This is a genomic window from Dyadobacter sp. HNCC25DJ184, assembly GCF_056895215.1.
In genome coordinates, this window is the sequence record NZ_JBXHAQ010000027.1 from 1 (window position 1) to 13,976 (window position 13,976).

Annotated in this window: 12 protein-coding genes and 1 pseudogene; 10 read left to right on the forward strand and 3 right to left on the reverse strand. The window is 43.1% G+C overall.

The genetic code is table 11. The annotated features are described in order from the left end of the window. Window positions 1-210 (reverse strand): annotated as a pseudogene (locus tag AC1XUD_RS25945) (hypothetical protein); the annotation flags it as partial. A 527-nt stretch (window positions 211-737) separates the two neighbouring features. On the opposite strand from AC1XUD_RS25945, the gene AC1XUD_RS25950 reads away from it, so the two are divergent. Beyond that, window positions 738-2,009: a PQQ-dependent sugar dehydrogenase gene (locus tag AC1XUD_RS25950; protein ID WP_483363965.1), complete on the forward strand. Its 1,272-nt coding sequence runs from the start codon at window positions 738-740 to the stop codon at window positions 2,007-2,009. A gap of 183 nt (window positions 2,010-2,192) precedes the next feature. Here AC1XUD_RS25950 and AC1XUD_RS25955 read toward each other — a convergent pair whose 3' ends face one another. After that, entirely contained in the window at window positions 2,193-2,966 is a 774-nt protein-coding gene (locus tag AC1XUD_RS25955) for a LuxR C-terminal-related transcriptional regulator (protein ID WP_483363966.1), read from the reverse strand. Window positions 2,967-4,033: 1,067 nt separating this feature from the next. Here AC1XUD_RS25955 and AC1XUD_RS25960 point away from each other — a divergent pair. The 3 genes from AC1XUD_RS25960 to AC1XUD_RS25970 all read left to right on the forward strand — a co-directional run bounded on the left by AC1XUD_RS25960 (window position 4,034) and on the right by AC1XUD_RS25970 (window position 8,055). Continuing rightward, window positions 4,034-4,819 carry a hypothetical protein gene (locus AC1XUD_RS25960; protein ID WP_483363967.1) on the forward strand — a complete coding sequence of 262 codons (786 nt, stop codon included), beginning with the start codon at window positions 4,034-4,036 and terminating at the stop codon, window positions 4,817-4,819. 85 nt (window positions 4,820-4,904) lie between these two features. Next, window positions 4,905-5,477 (forward strand): ester cyclase, encoded by a 573-nt coding sequence (locus tag AC1XUD_RS25965; RefSeq protein ID WP_483363968.1) that lies wholly within the window; start codon window positions 4,905-4,907, stop codon window positions 5,475-5,477. A gap of 286 nt (window positions 5,478-5,763) precedes the next feature. Then, entirely contained in the window at window positions 5,764-8,055 is a 2,292-nt protein-coding gene (locus tag AC1XUD_RS25970) for a glycosyl hydrolase family 95 catalytic domain-containing protein (protein ID WP_483363969.1), read from the forward strand. Here AC1XUD_RS25970 and AC1XUD_RS25975 read toward each other — a convergent pair. Then, complete coding sequence (locus AC1XUD_RS25975; RefSeq protein WP_483363970.1) at window positions 7,963-8,466, reverse strand: hypothetical protein; 504 nt, start codon at window positions 8,464-8,466, stop codon at window positions 7,963-7,965. The two genes, AC1XUD_RS25970 and AC1XUD_RS25975, sit on opposite strands and share 93 nt — an antisense overlap. A 213-nt stretch (window positions 8,467-8,679) precedes the next feature. Between AC1XUD_RS25975 and AC1XUD_RS25980 the strand changes: the two genes are divergently transcribed. The 6 genes from AC1XUD_RS25980 (at window position 8,680) to nuoF (ending at window position 13,975) form a co-directional block, all read left to right on the forward strand. Then, window positions 8,680-9,117: a CBS domain-containing protein gene (locus AC1XUD_RS25980; protein WP_483363971.1), complete on the forward strand. Its 438-nt coding sequence runs from the start codon at window positions 8,680-8,682 to the stop codon at window positions 9,115-9,117. Window positions 9,118-9,211: 94 nt separating this feature from the next. After that, window positions 9,212-9,637: an NADH-quinone oxidoreductase subunit A gene (locus AC1XUD_RS25985; RefSeq protein ID WP_483363972.1), complete on the forward strand. Its 426-nt coding sequence runs from the start codon at window positions 9,212-9,214 to the stop codon at window positions 9,635-9,637. Further along, a complete protein-coding gene (gene nuoB / locus AC1XUD_RS25990; RefSeq protein WP_483363973.1) occupies window positions 9,634-10,272 on the forward strand; it encodes an NADH-quinone oxidoreductase subunit NuoB in 639 nt (212 codons plus the stop codon). Before AC1XUD_RS25985 ends, nuoB begins: the two co-directional genes overlap by 4 nt. Before the next feature lie 56 nt (window positions 10,273-10,328). Continuing rightward, the gene (gene nuoC, locus AC1XUD_RS25995; protein ID WP_483363974.1) at window positions 10,329-12,104 is read left to right on the forward strand and encodes an NADH-quinone oxidoreductase subunit C/D; all 1,776 of its coding nucleotides are present in this window, start codon (window positions 10,329-10,331) and stop codon (window positions 12,102-12,104) included. A 131-nt stretch (window positions 12,105-12,235) separates the two neighbouring features. Next, window positions 12,236-12,700: an NADH-quinone oxidoreductase subunit NuoE gene (gene nuoE, locus AC1XUD_RS26000; protein WP_483363975.1), complete on the forward strand. Its 465-nt coding sequence runs from the start codon at window positions 12,236-12,238 to the stop codon at window positions 12,698-12,700. Between the two features lie 3 nt (window positions 12,701-12,703). Then, window positions 12,704-13,975: an NADH-quinone oxidoreductase subunit NuoF gene (nuoF, locus tag AC1XUD_RS26005; protein WP_483363976.1), complete on the forward strand. Its 1,272-nt coding sequence runs from the start codon at window positions 12,704-12,706 to the stop codon at window positions 13,973-13,975. Window position 13,976 lies beyond the last annotated feature (1 nt).

Sequence of the window (13,976 nt, forward strand, 5' to 3'; positions counted from 1 at the left end):
AAACCCTGAAGAAATAGACCACCTTTTTTTTAAATTATATTGGAAAGTCAGGGAGTAATAGTCTTTGGAAACACTTTTATTCGAGTCTGGAGCAATCCACGTTTTTTTTATCTCGGGTGCTTTATATGAACCATAACTAAATCCAACATCTAGTTTTTTTGTCTGGCCGGAGCAGAAGAACGGAATAAATATTATAATTAGTGCTTTCATAATAACTGTATAGATTTATGGTAGATTTTTACTTAGTTCTCCAAATCGAACACTTTACTTTAAGAAATATCACTAGAATTTTGTTAAAGTATTTATTTGGATTCGGTGTTGAGCTAGGGTTGCACTGACTTGATGCTTTAAAATCTTTAATCTGCCCCATCAACCGGGATCTGTGACGGGTAAGTTTTTAAACTAAACCCTGCCACTACACCTCTACTTCCTACACCTTTTGCGACTCAGGAAGCCAACACTTCCTCGGTACAGAAATTTGTAGGAGTTGCTCGGGCAGTAGTTAATGAGGGATTGATAGCTATACGTCTTAAGAAAACGTTGGTCACAATCAGCAAAAATACTTCGAAGAATGGAGTGAGGAGCAAAAAAAGTAGTACCATAGCATAAGAGCTGAGGAAATGCAGCATCTTTTGACAGATGGTCAGCTAAAACTTCAACAGAATATTCCATTCCTTACTTATATTTACACCCTGTGAAAATTCCTAATCAATAAATACCCTTAATATTAATTTCTAATGAAAAGTATTTTAGTAAAAGCAGTACCGCTTGCCGTTTTGACCCTTGCCTTTAGCAGTTTTGACTCAGTAAGAACAAATTCTCCGTCTCAAATTACCCATCAATTGGCTGAGGAATCAGCAGTTATCAAGCTTCCGGCCGGGTTTTCTTCTCAGGTACTGGGAACAGGTTTGGGGGCAACCCGCCACCTTGCGATTGGTAAAAACGGGGATATCTATGTAAAGCTTTCCAAGCTGAAGGATGGCAAGGGAATGTATCTTTTGAGAGATACCAATGGGGATGGAAAAATCGACGAACAAAAAATGTTTGCTGAATATCCGGGAACCGGAGTTACGATCAGAAATGGTTACCTGTACAGTTCTTCGAACAGTGGCGTATATAGATATAAGCTCAATGAAAAAGACGAGATTATTGATCTGGAGCATCCGGAAGAATTGGTAAGCGGGCTGGCTGACCACGGGCGTGATAATGCCAAACCTATATCTGTGGATAATAATGCTAATCTATATGTTTCAATCGGTTCATGGAATGACAATTGCCGGGAAGGGAAAACAGGAAAAGGAATGAGTCCGTGCACCTTATTGGACTCTGCGGGCGGTGTGTGGAAGTTCAGTGCAGAAAAGAAAGGGCAAACATTTGGTGAGGGGAAACGCTATGCAACCGGTCTGAAGAATGCAGTTGGTATGGTATGGAACGACAAGCTAAATTCGCTCTTCACAACTGTACACGGTCGTGGCCGTTTTGACGATTTTTACCCGCAATATTACACCCCAAAAATGAGCGCGGAATTGCCTGCTGAAACTTTCTACCAGGTCAAAGAAGGAGATGATGCAGGTTGGCCATATATCTATTACGATCAATTCCAGAACAAGAAAATTCTGGCTCCTGAATATGGTGGCGATGGTAAGAAAACAGCCGGTGAAAAAGTTATAAATCCAACTGTTGCATTTCCTGCACATTTAGGACCAAATGACCTGATGTTTTATACTGGTAGTATGTTTCCTGCGAGATATAAGAACGGTGCATTTGTAGCTTTTCACAATCAAAATACAGAACTCAAAAAAGGATATTTCGTTGCCTTTATTCCTTTCGTGAACGGCAAAGCAGGCAAGTGGGAAGTATTCGCGGATAACTTCGCGGGGGTAAATCTTGCGGCACCCGAAGGTCCTGTACAACATCGTCCGTGCGGTCTTGCCCAAGGCCCGGATGGTGCGCTATATGTGACTGACGATTTGAACGGGACGATTTTTAAGATAAGTTATAAGAAATGAAAATAAGGTTGAGCGTTCAAAATGAACTTCTTATCCTTTAATTCCTTCTAATAGACATTATTGAGCCGGAAGGCCCGTGATTCAAATGGGCTTTCCGGTTATATTTTATTAAACGGGTTCGATAACTGCGAAGAACAGTCCCAAATTGCCTGTTCCGATTATTAGATTTTCAGTACATTTCCTCTAAATCAACGCATTGCAAAATGCAAACTGGATTAACTCTCCCGTGTTTTTTGTGTTGGTTTTCTCCATCATATTTTGTCGGTGGGTGTTGACCGTATGGAAACTGATGCATAGCTTCTCGGCGATGAATTTGCTGCTATATCCTTCCGACATGAGCTTTATTATTTCTTGTTGCCTTTTGCTTAGAATGGGTTTTTCATTTGAAATTTCCTGGATGGTAAATTCGTAATTATCGCCTAAAATATTTGAATGCAAAAACGCGATCTGGCTATCATTTTTCTTCCATTCTGATATGTTTGTGCAGATACCTAGCAGGTGCGTAATATTGCCGTTTAAATCCTGATGCAGAATGGAATTTTGTTCCATGATTCTGGTGCATTTACCGTTTGCACAAATCACGCGATAGTCATAGCTGAATTGATAATTGCGACGATTTTCGACTGGGGTGGCTTCGAGGGTGATCCAGACTTGATGCATTAATTTCCATGTATTGCGATAGTCTTCCGGGTATTTTGTTGACTCATGAAAATTCAAGCCTTTTAAGAGATAAAGTGCCGGGTCATATCCAAACACGCTGAGCGTGTTGGAGCTTATAAAATCGTATTTCTGAGTCCTGACATCCAGGATCCAGGTAACACATGGAGATTGATTCAAGATGAAGAGCAACGCCGGATTATACACTGGCGGCGTCTCTATTTTCTGCTGCTTATTTTGCCACATTTCTATAACAGATTCATGCTCTTTGTTCGCAAAATGGGAGGTTAGATCTTTCATTTTCTATGAGTATTAAGAAGGGTAGGGCATATTAATTTTGCATACGTAATTAAATATACGTTTACAGGTGTTGGGTCATATTCGCTGCGGTCGAGTACGAAATAATGCGTAACCGAAGCGATTATTATTCAATTAGTTGTGGGTTGCGTTTGCTTTTGTTAAGCAGATGGTTGTGTGTCAGGAAGATTTCAGGTAATACCGTCGAACCTCAGAAAATAGAACTAATAACAGATTTGTCGGATAGGAGCAAACGGTTTTCATAATATTGATAGATTTTAGGTTCCAATCGGTTCTTAATCAATCATTTTCAAGGGTTTAACATCTCGCTCAATTTACAAAATGTTGTAGTAACATTTAATTTCAATTTCCGAAATGTTATTAAACGGTAAACAGGTTGTGCCAAGATTGTTACAACTCTGCTGCGATTAAATTTCTATGATAAAATTAGTCTATAGTCGACCGGAGTATCAAGGGCGATATTACCTGATTATTGCGGGAGTTTTCCCGGTTTTAATATTTCATATCTCATTTTATATCTTTTGAATCGCAGTCGTGATTTTCTATAATAGCCTGATCTAATAATTGGAAATACAGGCTTACGTCGACGGCCACTAATCTGGAATGTTCACACACTTAAATCTTTTCGCCTTACACCCCGGTTTTTCCGTTGATCAACCCAAAACTTATGCAAACGAAATTTAAATATGAAAAATAGTTTATTTTTCATGAATATTTAAAGTTTTGGTGTTTGAGTAATCTATTCACGAAGTAGTTAATCTCAACCCCGGTTCAACATAAAAAATGATGAATACTGAGACGAAATGGCAATGGATTTTCTAGCAATCCGCTGTAGTCAATTTTCATAGGATAACTTATACCAACTTTCAGCCTTTTTCGCGACACCCCTGTAATTTCTGACAGAATTCACTGACCAAAGGGTGTGATCTCCTTTAAGTCAGACGACATTCATTTGGAGGTAAAAAAAAAGATTGGAGAAGCTTACGCTTGACATATCCACACACCTGCTTTCCTTCAGTTGTATTTTCCTCTAAAACCAAAATGACCATATGAAAACGAAAAACTTTTACCAGATTGGCTTTCTTGTCGCCTTTGCTTTGGCAATGTTACCAGGAATTGTAGTTGCTCAGGCTGCCGCTGCCCCGTTAAAACCAGAGCTTTTTTATCTGCATGAAGATCCTGTCACGCCAGCGATGGTGGCAGAATATGAGAAGCTTTCGAAGGAATTAGTGGCTCAGTGCCAGAAGTTTAATATTCAGGCTAATTGGCTGACTATTCAGGATGATGACCACCATTATTTTTCGGTGGAGACCATCGAAAAGATGGCAGATTTGGACAAGGATTCATTTTCAGTGTTGAGAGAAAAGATGGGCGCGGAAGCGTTTGGAGCTATATTCGACGCTTTTGATAAATGTTATCCCAGCCATCGCGATTTTCTGATCGCGCGTTCAAGAAATTATTCTTACACTCCCGATGGTGAAAATGATCACCCCACCGACTACCCTTATCGTAAATATCACTATATCTATTATGAGCCGCAAAACAGAGTTCAAATAACTGAGTTGACCAAAAAGATCAAGGAATTGAACGCTAGTAAAGGGGCGAAACTGCATTACAATATTTACATAAGTCGCTTTGGAAACGCCGAAAACTATATCATCGCCGAGGAATTGGCGAAGGATGAGGCCGACTATAAAGAAAAACTTGCATTCGACAACAAGTTGCTGGGCGATGAAATAAATAAGCTGCTAGGGGACGTCAAAAAGCTTTCGAGACGAATGGAAGAGAAGACCGGACATATCCGAACGGATCTTTCTTATTTTGCAACAAAATAACTACTCCATAAAAAACGAAGCCGGTAAAGCTTCCGGCTTCGTTGAAAATCAGTATCTTACCTGAGTAAATTCAACGACACAAAACATGAACAAAACGAAAAACACCCTCCTTATTGTAATGTTGTTCTCCGCTGCCTTGATAGGCTGTGCTGAGAAGTCAGAGGACACGAAAGTGGTGGAAAATAGCCCCGCCGAGGCCAAAGCGGAGGAGGCCAAAACGAGATCTGAAGCCGGTTCTGACGCGCAGCTCGAGGCCAATCTGAAAATGTACCAAACTACCTGGGACGATGTCATCAACAAAGGAAAACTGGACGAGATCAATGAAACTCATTTTGACAAGAATATCACGCTGGTTACTAGTCCGAAGAATATAGTAGGTATTGAGGATTTTAAAGCCTATTACAAGAATTATCTGACCGGTTTTTCGAATGTCAAATTCACAATTTTAGATGCTTTCGGACAAGGCGATAAAATTGTAAAATACTGGAATTTTAAAGGGAAACATACCGGAGAATTTTTTGGAATACCCGCTACCGGTAAAGACGTTGACGTAAACGGCGTGACGTTGGTGAAAATGAAAGATGGCAAAATAGCGCAGGAGCAGGATATTATGGATAATCTTGAGTTCATGCAACAGCTTGGTTTGATCAAAAGATAATATCTGAAAGATTAAGCATATCCATTCTCGTACAATAATTGGTAAAAAAGATTTGGTGGTCACCCATATCGTGGCAAGTGCTCCTGGGTATTGAATGCTTAGGTAGTGCTTGCCAATTGAATTTTATTTCTCGATGTGTTATCGCGATAACAATTTTATCTTTTGTGCACGTTCTCGCGTCCCCGAAAAGTCGATATAAAACCTAGTTCTGAAGGGCTTTTATATCGACTTTCATTTGGTAAATTTGGGCCTCCAACCATTCCTAAATCCAACATCAGAGATTGCCATGCACAAAGCGCTTCTGTCAACCATTATATTTTTAACATATACATCCTGTTTTGCCCAACCAGAGTCAAAACATGATCTGGTGGGCGATAAATTATCGTCGGTTTGGGACGAGGCGATTCCTTTGGGAAATGCTACGGTCGGTTCATTGATCTGGCAAAAAGGGGATAGGCTACGTTTTTCGCTCGATCGGGCCGATATATGGGATATGCGACCAATGGCTGGTCTGCATAGAAAGGAATTTAGCTATCAGTGGGTGCAGGAGCAGGTCGCCAAAAAGGATTACAAACCGGTTCAGCAGTATTTCGATGCGCCATATGACCGCGAGCCGGCACCCTCCAAAATTCCCGCCGGAGCGCTGGAATTTGATATCCGGGATACGGCGAAAGTGAAATCTGTGCGTTTGTCTTTGGGTAAAGCATTGTGTGAAATAGAGTGGTCAAGTGGGTTGAAGCTGAAAACATTTGTGCACGCTACAGAACCTGTTGGCTGGTTTCGGTTTGAAAATGTGAAGTCTGATATTATACCTTCACTCATTTCTCCCAGGTATCAAGGGGTGATTGCGGATGCCGGGGTAGTAAATTCATTGACCGGGGACGACCTGGCGCGATTGGGATATGAGCAGGGAAAGATCGATAGCCAGGATCATCTCATTACCTATAAGCAAAATGGATGGGGCGGTTTTCGATATGAAATTACCGTGCAATGGAAGGCTGCCGGAGCTGGCGTAATCGAGGGAACATGGAGTGTTTCCTCACAGTATCCTGAAAAAGTGGTGAATCAAACGGCTTCGGAATTGACTACGCTGGCTTTAAAAAGAGGCTATAAAAATGACCTGAAAACGCATTCGGAGTGGTGGGCCAAATTTTGGGGTCAGTCCAGTCTTCATGTCCCCGATCCGGTTATCGAAAAACAATGGTATCTGGAACAATACAAGTTTGGCTCAGCAGCTCGCCGAGGCGCTCCTCCTATCTCACTTCAGGCCGTTTGGACGGCAGATAATTGCCGAATCCCGCCTTGGAAAGGCGATTATCATCACGATCTGAACACACAGCTTAGCTATTGGCCAAGTTACAGCGGAAATCATTTGGAGGAAGGGCTGGGTTATTTCGATCATCTTGACCAAAATCTGGAGAACTATAAGCGCTATACGAAGTTGTATTTTGGCGTCGACGGGTTAGCGGTTCCGGGAGTGACGACTTTGGACGGTACGGAAATGGGCGGCTGGATACAGTATTCACTTTCGCCGACCGTTTCTGCCTGGCTGGCTCAGCACTATTACCTGCAATGGAGATATAGTATGGATCGTGAATTTCTCAAGAACCGGGCTTATCCCTGGGTAAAGGAAGTCTGTACTTTTTTGGAAAAAGTTACCGTAAAAGACGAAAAAGGGAAGCGCAAACTGCCGATCAGTTCCAGTCCTGAAATTAATAATAACAGTCTGAATGCCTGGTTTCCTCAAAATACAAACTATGACCTTGCTTTGATGCGATTCGCGTTCGGAGCAGGGGCCGAACTTGCAAAGGAAATGGGTAATATGGAAGATGCAGCGCATTGGAATTCCATATTGTCAGAATTTGACATGTATGCATTGTCTCCAAACAGCGAACTGATGTTCGCGCCGTCGCTTGCCTATGGTGAATCTCACCGTCATTTTTCTCATATGATGGCGATACATCCATTAGGTTTGATTAAATGGGAGGACGGGCCTGAAGCACAATTGATCATCAAAAATACGATCGCGTTGCTGGATAAGGTGGGGCCTGATTATTGGTGTGGCTACTCCTATTCCTGGCTGGCCAACATGAAAGCAAGGGCAAAAGATGGTGAGGGCGCAGCGAAAGATCTCTCAATTTTCGCAAAGGCTTTCTGTCTTCCAAACAGTTTCCACGTGAACGGCGATCAGACTAAATCAGGCCTGTCGAAGTTTACATATCGTCCGTTTACTTTGGAAGGAAACTTTGCGTTTGCAGCCGGATTACAGGAAATGCTGATCCAGAGCTATGCAGGATTCATCGAAATAATGCCTGCCGTTCCTGAAGAATGGAAGGATATCTCCTTCGACCAATTAAGAACGGAAGGGGCATATCTGGTCAGCGCAAGGAAGAAAAACGGACAACTTTCAGAAGTTAAAATTGTATCAGAAAAAGGCGGAGTGACAGCCATAAAACTTCCATTTAAACAATGGAAAACCATTTCCTCAAAAAACATAACCATCAATGCCAAAGGCGAAGATATGATAGAGATCACCTGCGAAGCGGGCGGAGAAGTGGTATTGGGAGTTAAAAGGTGAAAAGGGGTAAAGGTTAACGGGGCGGTTCGGAACGTTGAATATCAGATCTTTCGGCTTGCCCGGCATTTTTCCAAACTGTATTTCTTCAAAAAGTCCGATCAGTTCCGGACGACGTTTTTGCGTCCAAAGTGTAGCGCTATTCACGACCTGTCCGTCGGCGCATCGAAGCAATTCCGGCAGGGTATAGTTTCCTACGGAATCTTCCGCATAATTGACGGGAATACCCGCTACAACCGTCGGCCGATTTGCCGCTGGCTGCGAACTAACGTATAAGCTCAGGAAGGTGAAAAGTAAAAAAGGAGTAAAGTTCTCATTTAGTATGTTCGAGCAGGGATTCTGGGCTCTGTCAACAAAAAGGTCATGGGGGTTTATGGATACTGAAAGGCGGAAATAATATTCCGGAAGACTCATGCAATGAGTATTGCCAAACATATATAAACCGCCTCTGCAAACAATTTTTGTCACCAAGAGTAATATAACTCTACAAAGCTTTAATATTATTTACTATAGGTGACTAAAAATAAAATGCTAAAAAATATTAGAATAATAGTTTTTTTATTATAGAAAACTTATATTTATGGCTACCAAATTATTGCTTAATCTTTTAGATGAAAGGAGTTAATTATGGGAAAAGTCAGAAACATTCTTGCGTCAAAAAAACGAGCTCCGATTTCGATCGACCCCAATCGGACTGTGTTTGAAGCCCTTGAGCTGATGTGCGAAAGAAACGTCGGTGCGCTTTTGGTAATGGATGATCAACAGCAGTTTGTTGGAATTTTTACTGAAAGAGATTATGCACGAAAAGTTGTTCTGAGAGGAAAAGCCTCTAAAAAGACCATGATTCGCGAAATCATGACCTCCAATCCCGTTACGGTATCCTGCGATACTTCCATCGATGACTGTATGTCATTTATGACTGACAAATTTATCCGACACCTGCCCGTTCTCGATGATCAACAAAAATTAGTAGGCATCATCTCCATTGGTGATGTAGTGAAGTATATCATCGAAGATCAAGAATTCATCATAGGAAACCTGAATCACTACATCACAGGAACCTAATTTCTCTCGCACTCACCTTTCAAGTTTTTCAGAATAATACCAATTTAAGAAAAGACAGTTTTAGCTGATCACATTTTCTAATAAAGAGGGTTTTATGAATGAATTAGAGACGCCGGGCTGGCCGTTTTGGCTATATGCTGCATTGGTTTTTGTTTTACTAACACTTATCATTTCGCTTTCATACTTTTTAGGACAACGTCATTCGGGCGGGGCTTCGGGCCAGCCTTACGAATCGGGTATTTTAGAAACCGGATCCGCAAGGTTGAGGTTCTCCGCTCAATTTTATTTGGTGGCGATGATGTTCGTGATTTTTGATATCGAAGTTGTATTTATCGTTTTGTGGGCCCTTGTTTTTAAAGAGCTCGGCTGGCCCGGTTATCTGGGTATTTGTGTTTTTATCGGGCTCCTTTTTGCAGTTCTTATCTACGAATGGAGCATCGGCGCGCTGGACTTCGGCCCAGATGGAAAGAAAATTCTGAAAGCTTATCGGAAACTGCCTGTAACAAAACCCGCTATATGAAATGGTGGCTCAGTAATCCGTCTGAACCTGCAAATGCTGTTAAAGGAACCGGATCCTTTGAGGAGTCGGTCCAGCAGAGTATCATGCTGACTACGGTTCAGGATTTGCTCTCCTGGGGTCGAAAAAACTCCATGTGGCCTTTCCATTTTGGCCTCTCATGTTGTTTTGTTGAAATGGCTACCAGCATTACCAGTAAGTATGACGTAGCGCGTTTCGGTGCCGAGGTGATCAGAGGAACGCCGCGTGAAGCGGATGTGATGGTGATTGCTGGTACTGTTTTTGTAAAAATGGCGCCGATCATTAAACGACTTCATGAACAAATGATGGAACCCAAATGGGTGATTTCGATGGGCTCCTGTTCCAATTCCGGCGGAATGTACGATATATATAGTGTGGTGCAGGGGGTTGATAAATTTTTGCCTGTGGACGTGTATGTTCCGGGCTGCCCGCCTCGCCCCGATGCGTTTATGCAGGGACTCATGCTCCTCGCAGATTCGGTAGGAAAAGAACAACGTCCTCTGAGCTGGGCTATTGGACCTCAGGGGGTTATCAAACCTGAACAACTTGTGATGAAAGACATTAAAAGAGAGGAAAGGAAACAAAATATTCAGGTCCGTACTCCTGATAACATCTGAAATATAAGCTGAGATATGTTAGAAATGTGCGATTGACAAGCTAAAAACTCAACAGCATGAACGACCAATCTGGCCTGCTAGATGAACTGACGTCCGTTTTTGGAGCATCCGCGCTGTCTCAACAACCAACTATTGATGAGGTGGTAACGGTATGGGTCAAAAAGGACAATGTCGTCGAAATATTGCGTCACCTCAAAGGCAAAATCAGCAGTCCGTTCAATTTTCTGTATGACCTTTCCGCGCTTGACGAACGAAATCGCAACCGTCCAAAAATCAACAATACCTCGGCGAACTTGAACGGCTCGTCCACTCCCGATTTTACCATTGTGTATCATTTGCTGTCCTTCGAGCGAAATATTTTCATTCGTATCAAGGTAGCGTTACATGGTGAATATCCGTCGATGCCATCTGTTTCGTCGATATGGCAGAATGCCAATTGGTATGAAAGAGAAGTATTCGACATGTTCGGAATACGGTTTGAAGGCCATCCGAACCTTCGACGTATATTAATGCCGTTAACTTGGGAAGGGCATCCTTTAAGAAAAGAACATCCGGCACGCGCCACGGAGATGGGACCTTTTCGTTTATGGGATGAAAAGCAGGCAAAAGAGCAGGAAGCTTTGCAATTTAACCCGGAAGATTGGGGGTTGAAAAGGCATAGCGAAGACGCTGATTTTATGTTTCTCAACCTCGGTCCGCAGCACCCGGGTACGCATGGAGTGCTTCGGATTATACTGCAACTGGACGGAGAAGACATCGTTGATGCCGTCCCGGATATTGGTTTCCACCATCGCGGAGCCGAAAAAATGGGAGAAAGGCAGTCGTGGCACACCTATATACCTTATACAGACCGGGTTGACTATCTCGGTGGCGTGATGAACAATCTTGCATATCTGTTGTCGGTCGAAAAACTGGCTGGAATTCAGGTGCCTGATCGTGTGAAAACGATTCGGGTGATGCTTTGTGAGTTGTTCCGAATTGCCAGTCATCTGGTATGGTATGGCACTTTTGCACAAGATTTGGGACAACTTTCGCCGGTATTTTACATGTTTACTGATCGGGAGAAAATCTTTGATATAATCGAGGCCATATGTGGTGCTAGAATGCATCCTAACTGGTTCAGAATTGGCGGCGTTGCGCAGGATTTGCCAAATGGCTGGGACAAACTGGTTCGCAATTTTGTCGATCAATTCCCGAAAAAGCTGAAGGAATATCACAGTATGGTGATGAAAAACAGCATTTTCAAAGCCCGTACGGTTGGAATTGGGATATATACACTAGAGGAAGCCATTGATTGGGGAGTTACCGGTCCTGGGCTCAGAGCCTGCGGTTTTGAATGGGATTTTAGAAAAAAACAGCCGTATTCGGGGTACGAAAATTTTGATTTTGATATACCGACGGCCGAAAATGGCGATTGCTATGACCGGGCCGTTGTCCGTGTCGAAGAAATGACGCAGAGTCTGCGGATTGTGGAACAATGCCTGAATAATATGCCCGAGGGTCCATACAAATCGGATCATCCATTGACCACTCCGCCGATCAAGAAAAACACAATGCAGGATATCGAAACGCTCATTACGCACTTTTTGAATGTCAGCTGGGGGCCTGTAATCCCGCATGGAGAAGCGATGAGCTGCATTGAAGCGACAAAAGGTGCTAATGGATATTACCTGACGAGCGACGGAAATACGTCGGCATATCGCGTCAGGATCCGGACCCCGTCGTTCCCGCATATGCAGATGTTGCCCTATATCAGCAAAGGATATACCGTGGCCGACCTGTTGTCAATCCTCGGAAGTATAGATTATGTTTTGGCAGATATTGATAGATAGCTGAAGCTACTAGCTCTTAGCAATTAGCTTTTGGTTTTAAAAAAAGAGTTGAAATAATTCATCTGTATGAATGCGATAAGCTCACACAAGTGACTAAAAACTAATCCCTAACAGCTAAAAGATAAAACAATATGCTGACATCCAAAGAGATACGGGAGATTGAGGAAGAGGTTGCGCTCGTTCCGTACCGTAAAGCTGCTTGTATAGAAGCACTTAAAATCGTGCAACAACACCGCGGCTGGATATCAGACGAAAGCCTGCATGCTATTGCCGCACATATGGAAATGTCGCCCGAGGAACTCGACAGCGTTGCCACGTTTTACAACCTTGTTTTTCGACAGCCGGTGGGTCGCAATGTCATTCTGCTGTGCGACAGTATCAGCTGTTATGTAATGGGTTATGAAAAAATTTCGGATTACCTGAAAGCGAAACTGAATATAAAATTCGGCCAGACCACACCCGACGGGAGGTTCACACTTTTACCGAATTGCTGCCTCGGAACCTGCGATCATGCACCCGCCATGATGATCAACAACGAGCTGTACCGAAATCTGACGATAGAAGAACTGGACGAAATTCTGGACGCATACAAATAGGATATGGAAACTCCTCTGACCCAACATATCAGCTTCGACCATCCACCGCTCAATTTGAAAGAATATGAGAAAACAGGCGGATATGGGGCTTTAAGGAAGGTGTTAAAATCCATGGCTCCCGGCGACGTGACGAAAAGCGTTCAGGAGTCGGATTTGAAAGGGAGGGGAGGCGCCGGTTTTAATACAGGTATGAAATGGAGTTTTGTGCCTATGAATGAGTCGATTAAAACGAAATATCTGATTGCCAATGCGGATGAAATGGAGCCGGGTACTTTCAAAGACCGGTTGCTTTTAGAAGGGAATCCGCATCAGCTGATCGAAGGGATGATCATTTCGTCATTCGCCATTCAGGCCAATATATCCTATATCTTTTTGCGCTGGGCATATAAGAAAGCGGCTCGTTTGATACGCCACGCTCTGGCCGAAGCCCACGAGGCCGGATATCTTGGAAAAAATATACTGGGAAGCGGTTTTAATCTGGAAATGCATTTGCACACGGGCGTCGGAAGGTATATATGTGGTGAAGAAACGGCATTGCTCAATGCATTGGAAGGCAAAAGAGCGACGCCGAGAACGAAGCCGCCTTTTCCGCAGGTGAGTGGGTTATTTGGTAAACCGACTATCGTTAATAATGTCGAAACACTCTGCAATATCCCGCATATCATCAACAAAGGTGCCGATTGGTTTAAAAGTCTGAGTAATGGAGAAGATGCAGGGACCAAATTATACGGTATCAGCGGCAAAGTAAACAAGCCCGGACTTTGGGAGTTACCCATGGGAACGACTGTACGTGAGCTGATTGAGGTACACGCTGGCGGTATGAAAAACGGTTTCAAGTTCAAAGGTGCTTTGCCCGGAGGCGCGTCCACGGACTTTCTCGTTGAGGAGCATTTGGATGTAAAAATGGATTTCAAATCGGTTGCAGCTGTCGGAAGCCGGATGGGAACAGGAACCATGATCATATTGGACGACCACACTTGTCCGGTTGGTTTTGTTCATAATCTCGAACACTTTTTTGCGCAGGAATCCTGTGGCTGGTGCACGCCCTGCCGCGAAGGATTACCGTGGACGGAAAAAATATTGCTATCCATCGAAAAAGGAGAGGGGCGAAACGAAGACCTGGATTTGCTCGATATGCATACCAGATTTCTAGGGCCAGGAAATACATTCTGCGCTTTGGCACCGGGAGCGATGGAGCCGCTCCAAAGTGCACTGAAATACTTTAGAGACGATTTTGAAAGACATATAAACGAAAAAAAATGCCCCTGGCGGTGAA

Coding starts and splice junctions, on each gene's coding strand:
- AC1XUD_RS25950 (WP_483363965.1), top strand. CDS start 738: ATGAAAAGTATTTTAGTAAAAGCAGTACCGCTTGCCGTTTTGACCCTT.
- AC1XUD_RS25955 (WP_483363966.1), bottom strand. CDS start 2,966: ATGAAAGATCTAACCTCCCATTTTGCGAACAAAGAGCATGAATCTGTT.
- AC1XUD_RS25960 (WP_483363967.1), top strand. CDS start 4,034: ATGAAAACGAAAAACTTTTACCAGATTGGCTTTCTTGTCGCCTTTGCT.
- AC1XUD_RS25965 (WP_483363968.1), top strand. CDS start 4,905: ATGAACAAAACGAAAAACACCCTCCTTATTGTAATGTTGTTCTCCGCT.
- AC1XUD_RS25970 (WP_483363969.1), top strand. CDS start 5,764: ATGCACAAAGCGCTTCTGTCAACCATTATATTTTTAACATATACATCC.
- AC1XUD_RS25975 (WP_483363970.1), bottom strand. CDS start 8,466: ATGAGTCTTCCGGAATATTATTTCCGCCTTTCAGTATCCATAAACCCC.
- AC1XUD_RS25980 (WP_483363971.1), top strand. CDS start 8,680: ATGGGAAAAGTCAGAAACATTCTTGCGTCAAAAAAACGAGCTCCGATT.
- AC1XUD_RS25985 (WP_483363972.1), top strand. CDS start 9,212: ATGAATGAATTAGAGACGCCGGGCTGGCCGTTTTGGCTATATGCTGCA.
- nuoB (WP_483363973.1), top strand. CDS start 9,634: ATGAAATGGTGGCTCAGTAATCCGTCTGAACCTGCAAATGCTGTTAAA.
- nuoC (WP_483363974.1), top strand. CDS start 10,329: ATGAACGACCAATCTGGCCTGCTAGATGAACTGACGTCCGTTTTTGGA.
- nuoE (WP_483363975.1), top strand. CDS start 12,236: ATGCTGACATCCAAAGAGATACGGGAGATTGAGGAAGAGGTTGCGCTC.
- nuoF (WP_483363976.1), top strand. CDS start 12,704: ATGGAAACTCCTCTGACCCAACATATCAGCTTCGACCATCCACCGCTC.